This window comes from Nocardia sp. NPDC059229 (assembly GCF_042754165.1).
Classification (GTDB): Bacteria; Actinomycetota; Actinomycetes; order Mycobacteriales; family Mycobacteriaceae; genus Nocardia.
In genome coordinates this window covers 21,363-36,961 of sequence record NZ_JBHZAK010000032.1, presented here as the reverse complement: position 1 = coordinate 36,961, position 15,599 = coordinate 21,363, and the positions used below count along the sequence as shown (strand labels likewise).

General features: G+C 65.7%; 11 protein-coding genes and 3 pseudogenes. 9 read left to right on the top strand and 5 right to left on the bottom strand.

Annotation, left to right across the window (positions count from 1 at the left end; translation table 11 throughout):
- Positions 1-12: 12 nt before the first annotated feature.
- The 3 genes and pseudogenes from ACFXHE_RS40305 to ACFXHE_RS40295 all read left to right on the top strand — a co-directional run.
- Positions 13-981, top strand: a complete 969-nt coding sequence (locus ACFXHE_RS40305) for an alpha/beta hydrolase (RefSeq protein ID WP_379390409.1) — start codon at positions 13-15, stop codon at positions 979-981.
- A 407-nt stretch (positions 982-1,388) separates the two neighbouring features.
- Positions 1,389-1,748: pseudogene (locus ACFXHE_RS40300) on the top strand (DUF6193 family natural product biosynthesis protein); the annotation flags it as partial.
- Between the two features lie 53 nt (positions 1,749-1,801).
- Positions 1,802-1,969, top strand: a pseudogene (locus tag ACFXHE_RS40295) (transposase); the annotation flags it as partial.
- Positions 1,970-1,992: 23 nt separating this feature from the next.
- Here ACFXHE_RS40295 and ACFXHE_RS40290 read toward each other — a convergent pair.
- Complete coding sequence (locus ACFXHE_RS40290) at positions 1,993-3,060, bottom strand: IS110 family transposase (protein ID WP_379390407.1); 1,068 nt, start codon at positions 3,058-3,060, stop codon at positions 1,993-1,995.
- A gap of 242 nt (positions 3,061-3,302) precedes the next feature.
- Between ACFXHE_RS40290 and ACFXHE_RS40285 the strand changes: the two genes are divergently transcribed.
- The 3 genes from ACFXHE_RS40285 to ACFXHE_RS40275 all read left to right on the top strand — a co-directional run bounded on the left by ACFXHE_RS40285 (position 3,303) and on the right by ACFXHE_RS40275 (position 6,428).
- Entirely contained in the window at positions 3,303-4,205 is a 903-nt protein-coding gene (locus tag ACFXHE_RS40285) for an IS3 family transposase (protein WP_379390405.1), read from the top strand.
- 289 nt (positions 4,206-4,494) lie between these two features.
- Positions 4,495-4,815, top strand: coding sequence for a hypothetical protein (locus ACFXHE_RS40280; protein WP_379390403.1), 321 nt, complete (start codon positions 4,495-4,497; stop codon positions 4,813-4,815).
- Entirely contained in the window at positions 4,812-6,428 is a 1,617-nt protein-coding gene (locus ACFXHE_RS40275; RefSeq protein WP_379390401.1) for a hypothetical protein, read from the top strand. Before ACFXHE_RS40280 ends, ACFXHE_RS40275 begins: the two co-directional genes overlap by 4 nt.
- 378 nt (positions 6,429-6,806) lie before the next feature.
- Here the strand turns inward: ACFXHE_RS40275 and ACFXHE_RS40270 are convergent.
- Both ACFXHE_RS40270 and ACFXHE_RS40265 read right to left on the bottom strand, forming a co-directional pair.
- Positions 6,807-7,064 (bottom strand): annotated as a pseudogene (locus ACFXHE_RS40270) (IS1380 family transposase); the annotation flags it as partial.
- An 87-nt stretch (positions 7,065-7,151) separates the two neighbouring features.
- Positions 7,152-7,580 (bottom strand): tyrosine-type recombinase/integrase, encoded by a 429-nt coding sequence (locus ACFXHE_RS40265; protein WP_379390399.1) that lies wholly within the window; start codon positions 7,578-7,580, stop codon positions 7,152-7,154.
- 802 nt (positions 7,581-8,382) lie between these two features.
- Between ACFXHE_RS40265 and ACFXHE_RS40260 the strand changes: the two genes are divergently transcribed.
- Positions 8,383-8,508, top strand: a complete 126-nt coding sequence (locus tag ACFXHE_RS40260; protein WP_379390397.1) for a hypothetical protein — start codon at positions 8,383-8,385, stop codon at positions 8,506-8,508.
- 83 nt (positions 8,509-8,591) lie between these two features.
- On the opposite strand, the gene ACFXHE_RS40255 is transcribed toward ACFXHE_RS40260, so the two are convergent.
- Positions 8,592-10,358: a GNAT family N-acetyltransferase gene (locus tag ACFXHE_RS40255; RefSeq protein ID WP_379390395.1), complete on the bottom strand. Its 1,767-nt coding sequence runs from the start codon at positions 10,356-10,358 to the stop codon at positions 8,592-8,594.
- A gap of 59 nt (positions 10,359-10,417) precedes the next feature.
- Here ACFXHE_RS40255 and ACFXHE_RS40250 point away from each other — a divergent pair, with 59 nt between their 5' ends.
- Positions 10,418-11,197 (top strand): alpha/beta fold hydrolase, encoded by a 780-nt coding sequence (locus tag ACFXHE_RS40250; RefSeq protein ID WP_379390393.1) that lies wholly within the window; start codon positions 10,418-10,420, stop codon positions 11,195-11,197.
- 1,346 nt (positions 11,198-12,543) lie between these two features.
- Here ACFXHE_RS40250 and ACFXHE_RS40245 read toward each other — a convergent pair.
- Positions 12,544-12,789: a hypothetical protein gene (locus tag ACFXHE_RS40245; protein WP_379390391.1), complete on the bottom strand. Its 246-nt coding sequence runs from the start codon at positions 12,787-12,789 to the stop codon at positions 12,544-12,546.
- A gap of 1,290 nt (positions 12,790-14,079) precedes the next feature.
- Here ACFXHE_RS40245 and ACFXHE_RS40240 point away from each other — a divergent pair.
- Positions 14,080-15,507 carry an alpha/beta hydrolase gene (locus ACFXHE_RS40240; protein WP_379390389.1) on the top strand — a complete coding sequence of 476 codons (1,428 nt, stop codon included), beginning with the start codon at positions 14,080-14,082 and terminating at the stop codon, positions 15,505-15,507.
- The last annotated feature ends 92 nt before the right edge of the window (positions 15,508-15,599 follow it).

Genomic DNA, 15,599 nt, shown 5'->3' with positions numbered 1-15,599 from the left:
GAAAGAAAAGTCATGTCTCCTCTCCCACGCCCCGGTCTCGATCCCGAACTCGCCTTGTTGCTCACCGCGATGCCGCTCGTCCCAGCGATCACCGACGAGCTCCTCACCCAGTTCCGGCAGTTGCCCTCCACCCCGCTCGAGGCCCTACTCGGCAGCCGCACCGTCGACCGGCAGGAGGTCATCGCACCCGCCGCCGACGGAGCCGACATCCCGCTCACCGTCTTCACGCCCGCAGCCGCGACCGGGAACGCCGCGTGTATCTACTGGATGCACGGCGGCGGAATGATTATGGGAGACAGGTACTCCCAGCTAGACATCCCTCTGGAATGGCTCGACGCGGCCAGAGCGGTCGTAGTGACCGTCGACTACCGGCTGGCCCCCGAGCACGGCGGCACCACCCCTGTCGAGGATTGCTACCACGGCCTGATCTGGATCGCCGAACACTGCCACGACCTCGGCATAGATCCGGCCAAGATCGTCGTCGCGGGCACCAGCGCCGGAGGCGGACTCGCAGCAGGAGTCACGCTCATGGCCCGCGACCTGGGTGGACCACCCATCCTCGCCCAGATCCTGAGCTGCCCGATGCTCGACCATGGCAACACCACCACCTCGAGCCTCCAGTACTCGGGCGAGCCAGCCGTGTGGACCCGCGAAACCAATGCCTACGCCTGGAACGCCGTGCTGGCCGAAATCCCCGAAGACCTGATCCCGGCCTACATCTCGCCCAGCCACGCCGGCGACCTCTCCGGCCTGCCCGCCACCTATATCGACGTCGGATCCGCGGAGGTCTTCCGAGACGAGGACGTCGACTACGCGACGCGGATCTGGGCATCCGGAGGCCAGGCCGAACTCCATGTATGGGCAGGCGGCTGCCACGGCTTCGACTCGCTGTTCCCACACGCCGAACTCGCCATCGCCGCCCGCCGAGCTCGCACCGACTGGCTCACCCGGACTCTGAACTCAGCCCGGACACGCAGCTGACGAGATGCGATCGGCTGTTGTTCGGCTGCCACACCCGTTAGAAGCCACAGGTGCCGGGCAATGCCCGTGCGCCGTCTGCGATCGGCCTTGATTGGCAACGGATTTGGCAACCGGACCCGGCGAAACCCAGCGGGCCCGGGGTGACACGACGCGGGCAGCACAAACAAACGAAACTTCGCTGACCAGCACAGAATTGATTCATTGCAGCGCGACGCGACCGTGCGGGAAGGGTCCTCGCTGGCTCACAACCAGAGGCCGCAGGGTATGTGTCATCGTGGCTGCTGGAGGGGATCCCGACGCCCGTCCGAACGGTCGATGCGGCGGAACCGGTGGGATGTAGTGGGAATTCCGGTGCAATTTGCGGGCGGAAAGGTGAGATTCCAAGGGTCTCGGTTGGTACTGGTGGGATGCGCTGGGATAATGAAATACCCTCACTCGCTGCCACCGGGCCGCAGGTTCGCTACTCGTTCAAGGGTCAGGGCGGTCCTCATTTGCCAACTTCGCCGTGTGACCGAAATCGGATGCCTACCGCACTCAGGTGTGCTAGCCGATTACACGAAAATCACTGTCGGGGCAACGATCTGGAGGCTGGCACGATCGCTGTTGTGAACGCGGACACCGCCGACCGACCCAGAGATTCGCAGGCCGACGGCGGCCTGGTCGAGGCCAAGTGGAACTTCTACCCGACCCATGCCTCCTACCCCTACCACGACTTGATCGAGGCGGCCTACGCAGAACCTCGGCTGCGAATGCTGTTCCCGTTCTTGAGCACATGGATTCTCAACCTCAATAGGTGCACCCGATACCCGTTCTCCATGCGGAGCTGGGGATCTCGGCGGCGACGATGTACAACTGGCGCCGCCAATACGGCGGCGTGGACACCGACGCAGCGAAAGAGCTCAAGGAGCTGCGTGAGCAGAACGCCCGGCTCAAGCGGCTTTTGGCCGATGCCGAGCTGGAGAAGGACGCGCTTCGGGAGATCGCCAAGGACGCTCCTATAGATGTCAAGGGTCAAGCTGAGCTGGCCATGGCCCGGTAGTCGGCGCGCAGGGCGCGGAAGACTTCGCGGGCGAGAAATCGCTTGAGACAGCGGATGATTTCGGGTGTCGTCTTGCCTTCGCTGCGGCGCCGGTCCGCGTAGGTCCTGGTGTTTTCGTGGTAGCGCAGCCGGACGATGACGGCGGTGTGCAGGGCCTGGTTGGCTTGCCGGTCACCGCCGCGGTGAAGGCGGTGCCGGTTCGTTTTTCCGGATGACGCCGGGATCGGCGCGACGCCGCAGAGGCGGGCGAACGCCGCCTCCGAGATCAGTCGGTGCGGGTTGTCACCGATCGAAATAATGAGGGCCGCTGCGGTATCGGGTCCGAGCGCGAAGACGTCCATGGTGCGGGGTGCTACCTGGTCGAGCAGCGCGGCCAGATGTTTCTTGAGCTGGTCGGCGTGGGCCTGGGTGTCGAGGACGCGTTGGGCGAGTGAGCGCAGGGCCAGTTTGGTGGCCTGCACCGGGTCGCTGAGGGTGTGTGGTGCGGGATCGAATGCCGCGCAGGTGGCGAGCAGCTGAGCGGCCGACAGTGAACGTAGTTGCGCGCGAAGGGTTTCCGGGCTGGTCGTGACCAGCGATCGCAGGGTGTTGAGTGCGGTGGTCGACGCTTTGACGGCATTGTTGCGGGCCACTCGCAGCGCGCGGACGGACTCGATCGCGCCGTCGCGGTTCTTCGGTGCGGTGACCTCGGAGCCATCGAGCAGCTGACGTGCGGCGGCGTAGGCGTCGATCGCATCGGTCTTGCCGCGTACACGCCGCAACTTCCGAGTCGGCCGAGGGACCTCGACGACATCGAATCCTCGCCGGCGCAGATAGCGGGCGAGTTCCACTCCGTAGGAGCCGGTGCCTTCGATCCCGACTCGTGCAACGGCGCCATGGGATCGGATCCATTCCTCAATGGCCGCGTAACCGATTGCTGTGGTGGGAAATTCGCGATCGGCGAGATGCTTGCCGTGCTCGTTGACGATCGCGACCTGGTGGGTGTCGGCGTGGGTGTCGACTCCGACAAGCACCGATTGCTGGACCAGGGATGTCGTCAATTCCGGGCTGTCCTTCGTGTCGTGGTCCTGCGGCTCCGTCGGGGCGAAGCCAGGGGTTGGACAGGCCAGTCAGGGGACCGCGCGGCGGGCGCGGCAGGCTCCTATCAGGTCACAACCCCCGCGCAGGATGGTGTGGTTCGGCGATAGAAACGGGTGCACCATCGGCCGAACGGATCGACGGGTCCTTCGAAAGACACGCGTGTGTGCGGTCAGGAAAATTCCGAGTCAGGTCCGTCCCGCCAGTGGTGCGACCCGGCATCGATCATGACTGGAAAATTCTGAGCCCAGCGGCCAAGCGCCGCGCCGTGGACATGCTCAAAGACGTCAAGCGCATGTCGGAACGGTTGGCGTGCAAGGTTGTTGGGCTCCACCGGTCGACGTATCGACGGCTGCCGGCCGCGCAGACCCCAGAAGATTCGGACGCCGGTTTGCGGGTCTGGCTGCGTTCCCACGCCACGAAACACCAAGGACTCGGGTTCCGGCGCGCATGGGCGGCGCTGCGGTTCGATGAGGGCTCACAAGTGAACAAGAAGAAGGTGCACCGGCTCTGGCGCGAGGAGGGCTTGCAGGTGCGCGAGCATTCCCCACGCAAGCGGGCTGGGTGCCCGTCGGCGCCGGCGGTCGATGCGGATGCACCGAAGGCGGTGTGGGCGTTGGATTTTCAGTTCGATTCCACCGTCGACGGGAGAGCGGTGAAGATCGCGTCGATGATCGACGAGCACACCCGTGAGTCGCTGTTGCACCTGGTGGAGCGCTCGATTACCGCTGAGAAACTCGTCGCCGAACTGGAGAAGGTGTTCTCTACCCGCGGCGGCCCGCCGAAAATACTGCGGATGGACAACGGGCCGGAAATGATTTCCTCTGCGTTGCAACAGTTTTGCGCGGATCGGGTGGGGATCGTCTACATTCCGCCCGGGACGCCGTGGAACAACGGGTTCATCGAGTCGTTCAACCGCCGGTTACGCAGTGAGTGTCTCAACCGCAACCACTGGACGAGTCTGCTGGAAGCCCGCGTGGTGATCGGCGACTCCAAACTCGAACACAACCATAGGCATCGGCATTCGGCGCTGGGCTATCTCACCCCGGCCGAGTACGCTGCCCGCTGCAGCCACACCCACCACCCCGTGGCCTGTGACATCAACTGAAACTGGATCGAAAACAACCCGGACTCAAAGGCCGGGTGGTCCCGTTATCGGGGACCGGTCACCGCGTTTACCCCCGGTTTCGATTCAATCTTCATCGTGCTGTGGTGCCGACGTTGGACGGCCCGGTCGGAAGCAGTGCGGATCCGCGTTGATCCGAGCTGGCGCGGATCAACGGCTTCCCATATGTGGTGAGGTCTATGCTCGTCACCTGCCATATCGTTTCTTCGGTTCGGAACGGAAGAGCTCGAACCTCTTGACGTCGAACACCTCTCGGACCGTAGGAGGCAGCATGGCGGAATCGATGAATGCCGACCCCGACTGGTGGCGAAGGATGGGAGGCCACAATCACAACCATGCGGCCAGCCTGCGTGACTGGGCAGAGCCGCTGGCCCAGCTCGACCATAATGAGAAGGCAATGGGTGCGGCCGGCCAGGCCCTGAGCGACCGTATGCAGCAGTACTGGGTCGATGCCCGTCACCCCGGAATACACGGGCTGGCGGACGGGTATGTCGATTCCGGCGACAACTGTTACGCGACGGCCGACGCCTTCATCTGTACGGACCACGGTGGCGCCGATCGGGTGCGCGCCTCCGGAGCGTCGGAAGCATGAGCGGCGCGGCGGTCGGTGGTGGCCCCTTGCAACCTCCTCCCCCGGTCCCGGATCAGGACATCTATTCCCCTAATTCCGGCGACACGCTGACCAACACCGATAACCAGCAGGATGCCCAGGGCGGCCTGTCCGACCTGTACCCCGGCGATTCGCTGGTGTCGAAGAACGGCCTCTACCGGCTGACCTTCGAGCGGAACGGCCAGGTGGTCATCGCCGGGCCGGACAGCAACTGCTCCTATCTGTCCCAGAAGAAGGTCACACCCGACCCCGCGAACCCGAACGCCCGCCCGGTACTTCGGTTCCAGCGCGACGGGAACCTGGTCGTTTACCCCAGTGCCGCGGATGCCAACGCCAAGAACGCGGTCTGGGCGGCGGGCTCGAACTGGAGCGGTGACAACAACGGCGCCAAAGGTAAGTTACTCACCGAGGATAAACGCCCTCGCTCGGTACAGCTCAGCGACGACGGCCAGCTGCTGTTTTGGGACAACACGAACCCGAGCAAGGGCAAGCTGGTCGGGTCCATCGATCTCGGCCCCCTGGACAAAAACGGCCTCGCCGAACCGGAAGACGCATCCCATCACACCGGCAACTGGGACACGATTCTGCCGGTGCCGGTGAACCTCGACACGAACGATCCACTCGCGGTATCCATCAACAAAACCTCCTGGCATTTGCAGACTCTGGTGGACATGATGGGCGGCGACAAGCCCATCGTCGTTCCCTTCGTGAAGAACACGTTGAAGGACAAGAGCCAGGCCGATCTTCGGGCCGAATTCGAAGCAGGGGCAGCCCAGGGTCTGTCCGGAAGCGCGCTGACCAGCTACCAGCAGGATCTCGCGTCGAAACAGCAGCAGGCAAAGGACTGGGCGAATCTCGACAAGACCTACCAGGACGCCGCCCATGCGGCGGGCCTGGAGAAGACCGTGCAGTTCAAGACCATCCAGAATAACGTCGATACTCTCAAGGGAGAGCTCGAGCAGATCGGCCCACGGTCCGGACTCAAAGACGACGGCACGTGGCCACCGCTGACGAAGGACACCCGGAACTACATCTACGACCGGCTCAGCAACGTACTGGCCACAGTGATCGGCGCCGTGACGAGCTACGAGCAATCTGTCGGTCATCTGGCTGCGGGCCTGCCGCTGCCCACCGCGCCCGACCCGAATGCTCCGGCAAGCGTGCCCGGCAAGCCGCCCGAAAAGCAGAAGCCGGCACACCACAGCACGCCGCATCACTCCGGGTCCGCGGCACACAAGCCGGCGACCACCCACAAACCCGCCGCCACCCATCATCCGGTCGCCACTCACAAACCCGCGGCCGCTCATAGACCGGTCGAGGAACCGGAGGAAACACCTGACTCGGACGATCGGACACCATCACCGGTCTCACCGCCGAAGGTGCAGCGCCCCAACCCGGTACACCGGAAGGTCCCCGTGCCGAGCGGAGCCGCAGGCTTCCCGCAGCAGGGGCACTCCAACCAACAGAAGAAGCACCCCTGGCAATCCCGGGGCGCGGTATCCAGCCAGCCGCCCGCCAGTACCTCGCGCGGTTCTGTAACCCAGCCCAGCAATCCGGGGCGCAGTGCGGACGGCTCGGAGGCTGCGTCGACCTAATTGGCGACGAGTCAGTTTGTTGTGACTGGATGTTTGATATGGCGACCGCATTCACACGATCCGTCTCATCCTCAACACCGACAAGATCGCCGACCTCGCCTGAATCTCAGCATTCCAGTTGAAATGGGTAGCAGGGGTGGCGGGTGGGTAGGTCGGGCGGTGTGGTGGATTGGCTGACCTGGATCGAGGGCTGGCTGGGTGGGCTGGAGCCGTCGGTGGGATGCGGGCCCAGGAAAATGATCAGTAGTAGTGCGCCACAACCGAATACGACCGGAAAGGCGAGGGTCGCCAGGATCAGGTAGCCGATTCGTGGCCGGAAGGAGCGTCGGCTCGCGGGTGCTTTCGGGCGTTGGGGGGACGGGTTCACCGGAGGGACGCGGCGGTGAGTTGGGCTACCTCGGCGGAGGTGAGGGTCAGTAACAGGGTTCCGACCGTCGAGGGCGCATACACTCGATCGAACACCGTTGCCATGCCGCCGCTGCGCAGCACGTCGATATCGTCGATACTGTCCGCGCCCGCACACATCCCCGCGATCAGGGTCGCCAGCTTCGGGCCCGGGTTCGCCGCCCCCGACCGGATCCGCGACGAGGTGATCGACACCTTCTCCGCCAGCAGCTCACCCAGCCCGCTCTGCGACCCTGGGGGTCAAGTGGTCGCAGGTTCAAATCCTGTCAGCCCGACCAAGAAAAACCCCTTCCGACCAGGGTCGGAAGGGGTTTTCTGTTACTCGACCACCCGAAGATTTGGGGCCAGTCTGGGGCCACCCGGGTCGTCACGCCGATAGTCGGGTCGCACGCGGGCCAGCAGCTCGGGAATCTCCGGACCGTCGTTCGGCATTGTCAGGAACCGAGCAAGCAGCGCACCGTCATCCTGCAGAGCCTTGATGCCGGGGTGCAGGTAGCGCTGGGTGATCCTCGGGTCGGTGTGCCCGGCGATCTGCTGGAGCCGATGCAGTGGCACCCCGGCGTCGGCGAACCAGGTGAGCCCGGTGTGCCGGAGATCGTGCCGGCGCAGATGCTCGAATCCCGACTGCGCCACCACGTCATCCCAGTGGGTCGCGTCGCGCTGTACACCGGTGGCGATCCGCCCGCCGCGCGGCCCGACGAACAATCGTGCGTCCAGCAGCGCCGCGCGCTGTTCTTTGTCGCCCACGGCGGTGCCGACGGCTTGACTTCGTCTTCAAGCTTCCCCGACGGCTCGTCGAGATATCCGATATCAGCGGCCGAAAGTGGGCGGCGGGCCTCGATACTGAGCACGCTGAGCATCACGTCCAGACTGCGCCGGCTCGGCCGATGCACACCGTCGATGTAGCGGCCGACATTGGTGTGCTTCGGATGCACAGGACGGCCGCCATCCTGCTCGCTGTACTGCCGCATCCTGTTGGCAAGCCCTTTGGGCCGAAGCCCCACCTCGGCCAACACCGCAGCCAACCGCTCATTCTTTTGCCCTGCAGCAGATACGCCCAGACCTGCCGCCGAATCTCCTGTCGCCCAGGAGCGAATATCGCTGTCCTGCATAGGATTTCTCCAGGATTACTGGCGTTTCCACCCGTTTCGGGCATCGTATCGCAGAAGGCCGACACCCGTGCGTAGCCGCAATCGGAGACCCTCGAGAAGTCCTGCGCGATGTATTGGAGGTGGAATCCGCTGCAGGACAGTCGGTTCCCTCAACCACCGAGCCCAGGTACCTATGCATTGGTATGACGAACCCACCCAGCGGTCCCCGGAGGCCGTCGCGGACAAGCGGGCGCCTAGGAAGTTCGCCGGGTGGCCAACCTCCTAGGCGGAGCAGGTTCGAATCCTGCCGAGGGCACGAACCTGCGACACGGAATTCGGCATATTGGTCCGCCTGCATCTCGAGATGCAGTGACTGGCACGGATTCTGCGGTCGCATAGAGCCGTCGGTGCTTGTCCGGTTCGGACAAGCGTGCTTCGAACGAGGCGTGGGTGATGTCGTGGCGGGAGCGCAAGGTGTCGGGGTGGTCAGCGGCGAGGACCCGCATCCGGTCGACGAGATTCTGTTCGAACAACTCGATCGCTTCGGTCACGCGGCCCGCCACCGGAATTCGTCGCCCAGCTGATCGGCTTGCCACGGCGGTTCAGTCACCACCGGACGTTGGACGAGGCGCCCCTCTCGCGCCCCTGAGCGAGCGCCGGGAATCGGTCAGAGCGCCCGCTTCAGCCCGACGTGACTGTTGTCGTACCCGAGCCGCGCATAAAAGGCGTGAGCCCGCTCGCGCGCCCGGTCTGTGGTGACCTGCGCGAGTGTCGCACCTCGGTGCCTGCCGTGATCGTGTGCCCACTCGAGCATCGCGGTTCCGATGCCGCGAGAGCGTTCCGAGGCAGCGACCCGGACTCCCTCGATCTGGAGGCGGGTGGCGCCGCCGCGGGACAGCCCCGGAATAATGGTGAGCTGCATGGTGCCGACGATCCGGTCGCTCTCGTCCCGGACCACGGCCAGATAGTGCGACGGGTCCCTGGTGACGGCGTCGTATGCCTCCTCGTAGCGGGAAATTTCGAAACCTTCGCGGGTACGGCCGATCTCGTCGTCGGAGAGCAGCGCGACCAGCGCTGGCACGTCGGCACGCCCCGCCCGCTGCACACGATAGATCCGGTCGCCGAGTCGGAGCCGACCACCGACCGAAGCCCGTGCCCGTGACTGCAGTCGGGCGATCAGCGTGTCCAGCCAGGCGCCGACGTGCCGCCGGGCTTCGGGAGTGTCCGGATATCGGCAGCGCAGGTGCAGCCCCGCCTCGTCGAGGATGAACCAGAGCATCACGCCGTCGGTCCGAATCGTCGCGCCGACGTACTGCGCCTCCAATCCGGTCGCGTCGACTCGCACCGGCAGCCGACGCAGGTCCAGCCACGAAATCGCGAACATCCCCGGCGCCTCGGGCATCCCGCCCCACGGACGCAGGATGTCCTCCAGTGGCCAGGACCCCATCCGGACGGCCTCCTTCACCGCCTCCGCGCTGGCACGGGGATCGGAGTCGGCCGACTCGAGCACCGAGTTGGTGATGAACCACCCCACCGAGTCGTGCCAGGTGGTGTCGTACCGACTGTGCACCGGAAACACGGCCCGCAGTGCGGTGCCGGCCAACTCGTGAGTCACCTCGGTCATCGCCCCCACCACCAGCGCCAAGGTCGAGACGCCGTCGTCGCGGGCCTGCGCCGAGAACGCGGCGCTGTCGTCGACGTCGAGGACATCGCGCACCTCCACGCGCTCCTCCTGCAAGGTCGCCTCACCCAGCGGCAGCGGGAACCGTGGCATCACATCGCCGCTGCCCGCCAGCACCTCAGCCCAGCGGCGGTGCACCTCGTCGGGTGCCGGCGGGCGGTCCCGCAGCGCGCGGGTGTGCTCCGCGAAGGCGGGGGCGGGCGGCAACGACGGTGCACGACCCTTCTGCACCGCGGCCAGCGCGGTGAGCAGGTCCCGCGCGATCACCAGCATCGACCACATGTCGACGTGCGCGTGGTCGGCGGCGACCACCACGGTCGGCCCTACCGCGGTCTCGAGCACGCAGAGCCGGTACGACGGACGACCGTACGGTGAACAAGCACGGTCGAGCACGGCGCGGAGCGCATCGTTGACCGCCTGCCCCGGAGCGATCACATGCTCGACCCAGCCGCCGGGGATGATATCGACCTCATGCAGCTGAGGCTCGCCGTCCTCGCCCGGCACGAAGACCGACCGCAGCGTGCCGTGCCGCTCGATCACCGCCAGCCAGGCGGTCGCGAGCTCGTCGGGCGGTACCGGCGCGGAGAGCCTGAAGGACAACGCCATCCAGGATCCCGCTCGGTCGCCGGCGCCGACGTGGCGTCGCTGGTCGAAGGACACGGGAAGTGACCGGCCCACCCGACCCGCAGTGACGTCGAAGCCCAGCAGGCGGCCGAACGGCAGGCGCAAGTGCGCGACGTTGGTCAGCCGCATGACGGTAGCCTAGGCTCTTTCCCGAGCGATCGCCGTCTCACCAGCACCCTGGAGCCGCCGTGCCGACCTTCCGTGTTCCCGGCGCCGACCTCGACGTGGAACTGAGCGACGAGGGCGGCCACCCCGTCGTCCAACTCCACGGCCTCACCTCCAGCCGCCACCGCGACCGTCTGATGGACCTCGATCTCGGCCGCGGACTCAGCGGAACCCGACTGCTGCGGTACGACGCGCGCGGCCACGGCCACTCGACAGGCCGTACCGTCCCCGAGGACTATCGGTGGCCGGTCCTGGCCGATGACCTGCTGAACCTGCTCGACCACTGGTTCCCCGGTGAACAGGTGCACGGTGTCGGTCCTTCGATGGGCACCGGGACACTGCTGCATGCCGCTGTCCGCGATCCTGCCCGATTCGCCGGCCTCACCCTGCTGGTGCCCGCGACCGCCTGGCGCACCCGCGCCGCGAAGGCCGACATCTACCGGAAGAATGCCCGCTTGATCGAGGAGCAGGGACTCGACGCCTTCCTCGGTGCCGATCTCACCGTGCCTCGCCCGCCGGCCACCGTCGGAACGCCGGAAACCGTGCCGGATGTCGCCGAGCACCTACTGCCCTCACTGTTCCGCGGGGCAGCGATGAGCGACCTGCCCGCCCCCGAGGCGATCGCCGCGATCGAGGTGCCGACCACGGTGTTGGCCTGGATCGACGACCCCGCCCATCCGGTGTCGACCGCCGAGGCGCTGGTGGACCTGCTGCCGACGGCCACGCTGGAGGTGGCGCACACACCGGCCGATCTCGCACGCTGGCCGAGCATCCTGTGCGAGGACGTAGCACGACACGGGTAGGCACGACGCCCTAGCGATTCGTTCTGGGGCTAACCTAACCGCCCGATACGATCGCCCGTGCCCCACCGCTCGCCGCCGGCCGGTACGACTGGGGCCCGAGCGCCCAAATGTACGCTCTGGCTACACGGAACTGATCGAATCGGTCCCAGGACGGGTGCATAACAGCCGAGCGCCAGCCGGATCTCATGTGGCGCAGCGCCAGGCCGCACGCCCCGCGCCCGCCGGTGATGCCACCACCAGCGTCGTGAACAACGTTGCGGCACAGAACTATTCGTTGCCATGCGCTTGTGGTCGGCTCCGCCGGTGGCGGATCACCGGAACGTCAGCAACACATATCGACCAATCGAACCTCCATTCAGTAGTCATGGTGACGTGATCCCTGCTTAGTCGAGCCGCTTCGGACTGCGTGAGGTGTGCGGGCCGTGTGGGTGTGTGCGCTGCGCGAACGTCGAGCCACCGGCCGTAGCCGGAGCGGCGCGAAACCAGACATGGCACGTTGCCGTGCGAAGGCGAGGGGGTTCGATGCTCGATCCACGGGTTGGCGCGGTCGTCATCCGTCGGAAGCAGGACCGGGTCCCGGAGGACAAGACTCCGGAGATCACCGAATACGAACCGCGACCGGAGCGGGTCCGGGTGCGGTTCGGCGGGTCCAAGGACTACCCGTTCGGGTGGGAGCGCCACCGCACGTCCGTGCGGACGTCCGAGCAATCTTTGGGCACATCCGCCGGAGCGTCAAACCGAATATGCACCTTCGATGACCAGCCGTTTCCCAGTTGCCCAATGTTTTGCATGCCCCGCCGAGGGCACATCCTGACCTGCAGATTTGCGTACGGGTGCGCTTCAATGCCAGATACTTGCCAGTTCCACGTGTTCGACGGCCACAGAGGTGGACATCCGAGCACAGGGCGGAGCAAGGTCCGTGCCAATGGCGGACATTCGCGTGTCCGCTGCAACGCCCAGCCCTTTCCCGACGTCAATCCAAGCATGAACGACGAACGGAGCCAGCACCTTCGGCGTGCGGGGGCTCGACCCGACCGACCCCACGAACCGATGACGATTCCATCAGATCCGAATCATGATCATCACCACCATGCCGAACGGACTTCGGTGCGGACCGCGATGGCCAACACCACCCGGCCGGCATCGACAGCGCCGCAATGCCTTCCGGCACGTTCAATACCGGCCGGCCAGATCCTCATTGTCGACCACGCGCACGGCCTCGGCGAGCCGCCGCAACCTGGCGACCACGATCTCGGCCGCTACCCCGCCAGGCATCCTCGGGTCCGACACGGGCCGTTCGAGTGTTATTCAGCGTCGTGTATGAGCCGATGCACCGTAGGCCGCCGTCAGTCTCTCCGCCAGGCGCGCCTGTTCCCCGGCTCCAACACCGCATCCACCGACGAAAACCACGCCATCGCAGCCTGCTTCGCGTGCGCCAAACCTTCCGCCGCGAACGGATCAGTAGGCAGGTCCGGCACATCCACCGTCAGGAGCGTCTCGAGCGGGTCATCCATCTCCCGCCAGCCGGATCCCGCTGATCCTTCGCACGCCGCCGTGACTCCGCCCAGTTCAACTCCCAGCATCCCACCCATCGCGGCTCCTCGTCTCACACAGCGCGGCATCAGCCCCATTGATCACTACCCCAACTGGTGCTGACGCCAGAACTGTCCGGCCTCGGCATCGCTGCGGGTGCCCACATCAGATCAACTAACGTCACCCGCGAATCGCCGGTGCCCACAGAGGCCAGAAATGGACCCGCCGCCACCCCCTCCGAGACCCACTGCACCGCATGAGCAACCATCTCTCCAGCCAACCCGGCTGCACACTGCATGCTCCCCAACTGACAACTCCCCACAAGCTCGTTGAGTTGGAAGAATACCCAACGGACCTGACACACAAGGGAAACCACAGGGCAGCACTCACCAGGCGGGGTCGCCCGGTTGCTCGGCTTCGGTCAGCACGGTATGCGGATGATGAGCGGATACTTGGAGACCGCGCTGATCTGGCGCTCAGCCCGACAGATTGTAGGTCGGAGGCCGTCTTCGGACCGGCTCTACGAGTATCTTCAAGCCCCGAACGGCGCTGGCCGTGTCTTCTAGGTCAAATTGCTTGTGCCCCTCACGCTTTCGATTCTCGATCCATGGCGATACCGGCACCCCGGTCTTGGCCAGCTGCGGTCGCACGGGGTAGTCCGTTCGGGCGAAGCCAGCGGAAGATCCCCTGCTCAGATGTCGAATCCCCCCCCAAATGCCAACGTCACCCGTCACACGCAAACGTCGAGATCAGCTACCTTGAAAACCGTCGTGGTTCACGCCATCGTGGGTTCAAATCCCACACCCACCGCAGGTCGGGCGCGGTCTCTACGATCATCGCTACCTCGACGAGAGGCTCCGTCCGCAGCGGTACATGAAGCCGCGTTCGGCCCGGTCAACGGTGCGCGTCGGGGTTCTCGCCGCAGGTCGTGGCGTCCAGGGAGTTGCCGAGTCCGGCCGTAGGACAGACGGGCGAGCCCCATGTCGGGGCACACGCCGCAACCCTCGGACCTGAGATGGCTCATTTGGTTAGTCACCGGCTTGTGTGCGATACCGATCGAACCACGCCGGTGAATCGACCTAACCAGGCATTTGCCGCGTGATCGGCTACGGTTCGGCGTCGAGGGTTCCTTGTGAGACAGCCACGCATTTTCACCGTGACGATAGCGAGGATCTGTGACGAACCGCGCTCGTTTCACCCGTTGCATAGTGGCATCCATGATGGTGGCCGCGGCTGTGGCCTGCGGCGCCGCGCCCGCCACGGCTCAGCCGTCGGATGAGGCGCCTGGGGGAACGCCTGCCGCGGTCTGGACCCCGTGCCCCGACCACCCGGATTTCGAATGCACCACCGTGCCGGCACCATTGGACTACCAGCATCCCGACAGGCGCACGATCGAGCTGGCGGTCATCCGACACCGGGCAACCGACCCCGCGCATCGGATCGGCAGCCTGCTGTTCAACCCAGGCGGGCCGGCAGGAGCAGGCACCACAGTCCTCCCAATCGCATATCCGCTCTTCCCACTCCAGATCCAGGAACGGTTCGACATCGTCAGCTGGGATCCGCGCGGGGTCGGTGAATCGACCTCCGTCCAATGCTTCGACGATAAGGCGGAGTACGATGCCTGGTTCGCGCAGTTGCCCGTGGGGTTTCCGGTCGGCCACGAGCAGGAGCAGCGGTGGATCGACCTGTACGCCGAGCTCGGCCGGGGTTGCGAGCGGCGTGATCCGGCCTTGTTGCGGTTCGTCTCCACCACCGACTCGGCGTACGACATCGATCTGCTGCGCAGAGTCCTCGGCGAACAGCTGGTGACCTACTTCGGGGTCTCCTACGGGACGCTGCTGGGCGCCACCTACGCCAACCTTTTCCCCGACCGGGTCCGGGCGATGGTGCTGGACGGCAATATCGATCCGTCTGCGTGGTACGACTGGAATCCGGTGTTGTCGACCTTCCTACGGCAGGCATCCGACCTGGGAACGGCCAAGACGCTGGAACAGTTCTTGAACCTGTGCAGCCAAGCAGGCCCGATCCGCTGCCCGTTCTCGGCCGGCAGTGCGGTGGCGACCCGAGCGAAGTACGAGGCACTGCTGCACCGCCTGCTCATCCACCCGCAGGACGGGTTCACCTACGCCGCCACCGCCAACGCCGTGCGCGCTAATCTGTATACCGTCCATGCCACCGCCGGTTCCCCAGCGAACTGGACGGCGCTGGCCGAGCTGCTGCAGCAGCTGTGGCTGGGCGCAACGCCGCAGATGCCCGACCCGGGCGAGAATCGCCTGGTGGACCGGTCCTCGACAGCGCTGAGCGACTCCTCCCGGGAAGGTTCGGCCCAACAGCAAAAGTACACGGGCGTCGAGCAGACCTTGGCGATCATATGCGGCGAGAGTCCCAACCCGCGCGATCCGCACAGCTACGGCGCCATGGCGAAGTTCAGTACCGTTCGAGCCGGTACGGTCGGGCCCTTCTGGGCGTGGGTGACCGAGGCGTGCTCCACCTGGCCCGCCAAGGCCGCCCATCGCTACACCGGCCCGTGGGGCCGCTCCGCGACACCGATCCTCACCGTCAACGCCATCTACGATCCCGCCACCCCGTACCACAACGCCCTGGCCATGACCGCCCAACTGCACAACGCCAGGCTGCTTACCGTCGCTGGATACGGGCACACCACGCTGTTCAACCCGAGCAGCTGCGCGAAAGCCTACGAGAGCGACTACGTCATCCGTGGCGCGCTGCCCCCACCCGGCACGGTCTGCCAGCAGGACGTCCCACCGTTCACTTGACACCACCTCCAGCAGATCCACCCCGACAGGCTGACGACCAACGGCGCCGATCACAATCGCGGCGGTGGCCATCTGGTGGCCGCACGGCGTGC

Excerpts from the sequence above, each read along its gene's own strand:
- ACFXHE_RS40305 (WP_379390409.1), top strand. The coding sequence starts at position 13 with ATGTCTCCTCTCCCACGCCCCGGTCTCGATCCCGAACTCGCCTTGTTG.
- ACFXHE_RS40280 (WP_379390403.1), top strand. The coding sequence starts at position 4,495 with ATGGCGGAATCGATGAATGCCGACCCCGACTGGTGGCGAAGGATGGGA.
- ACFXHE_RS40275 (WP_379390401.1), top strand. The coding sequence starts at position 4,812 with ATGAGCGGCGCGGCGGTCGGTGGTGGCCCCTTGCAACCTCCTCCCCCG.
- ACFXHE_RS40255 (WP_379390395.1), bottom strand. The coding sequence starts at position 10,358 with ATGCGGCTGACCAACGTCGCGCACTTGCGCCTGCCGTTCGGCCGCCTG.
- ACFXHE_RS40245 (WP_379390391.1), bottom strand. The coding sequence starts at position 12,789 with ATGGGTGGGATGCTGGGAGTTGAACTGGGCGGAGTCACGGCGGCGTGC.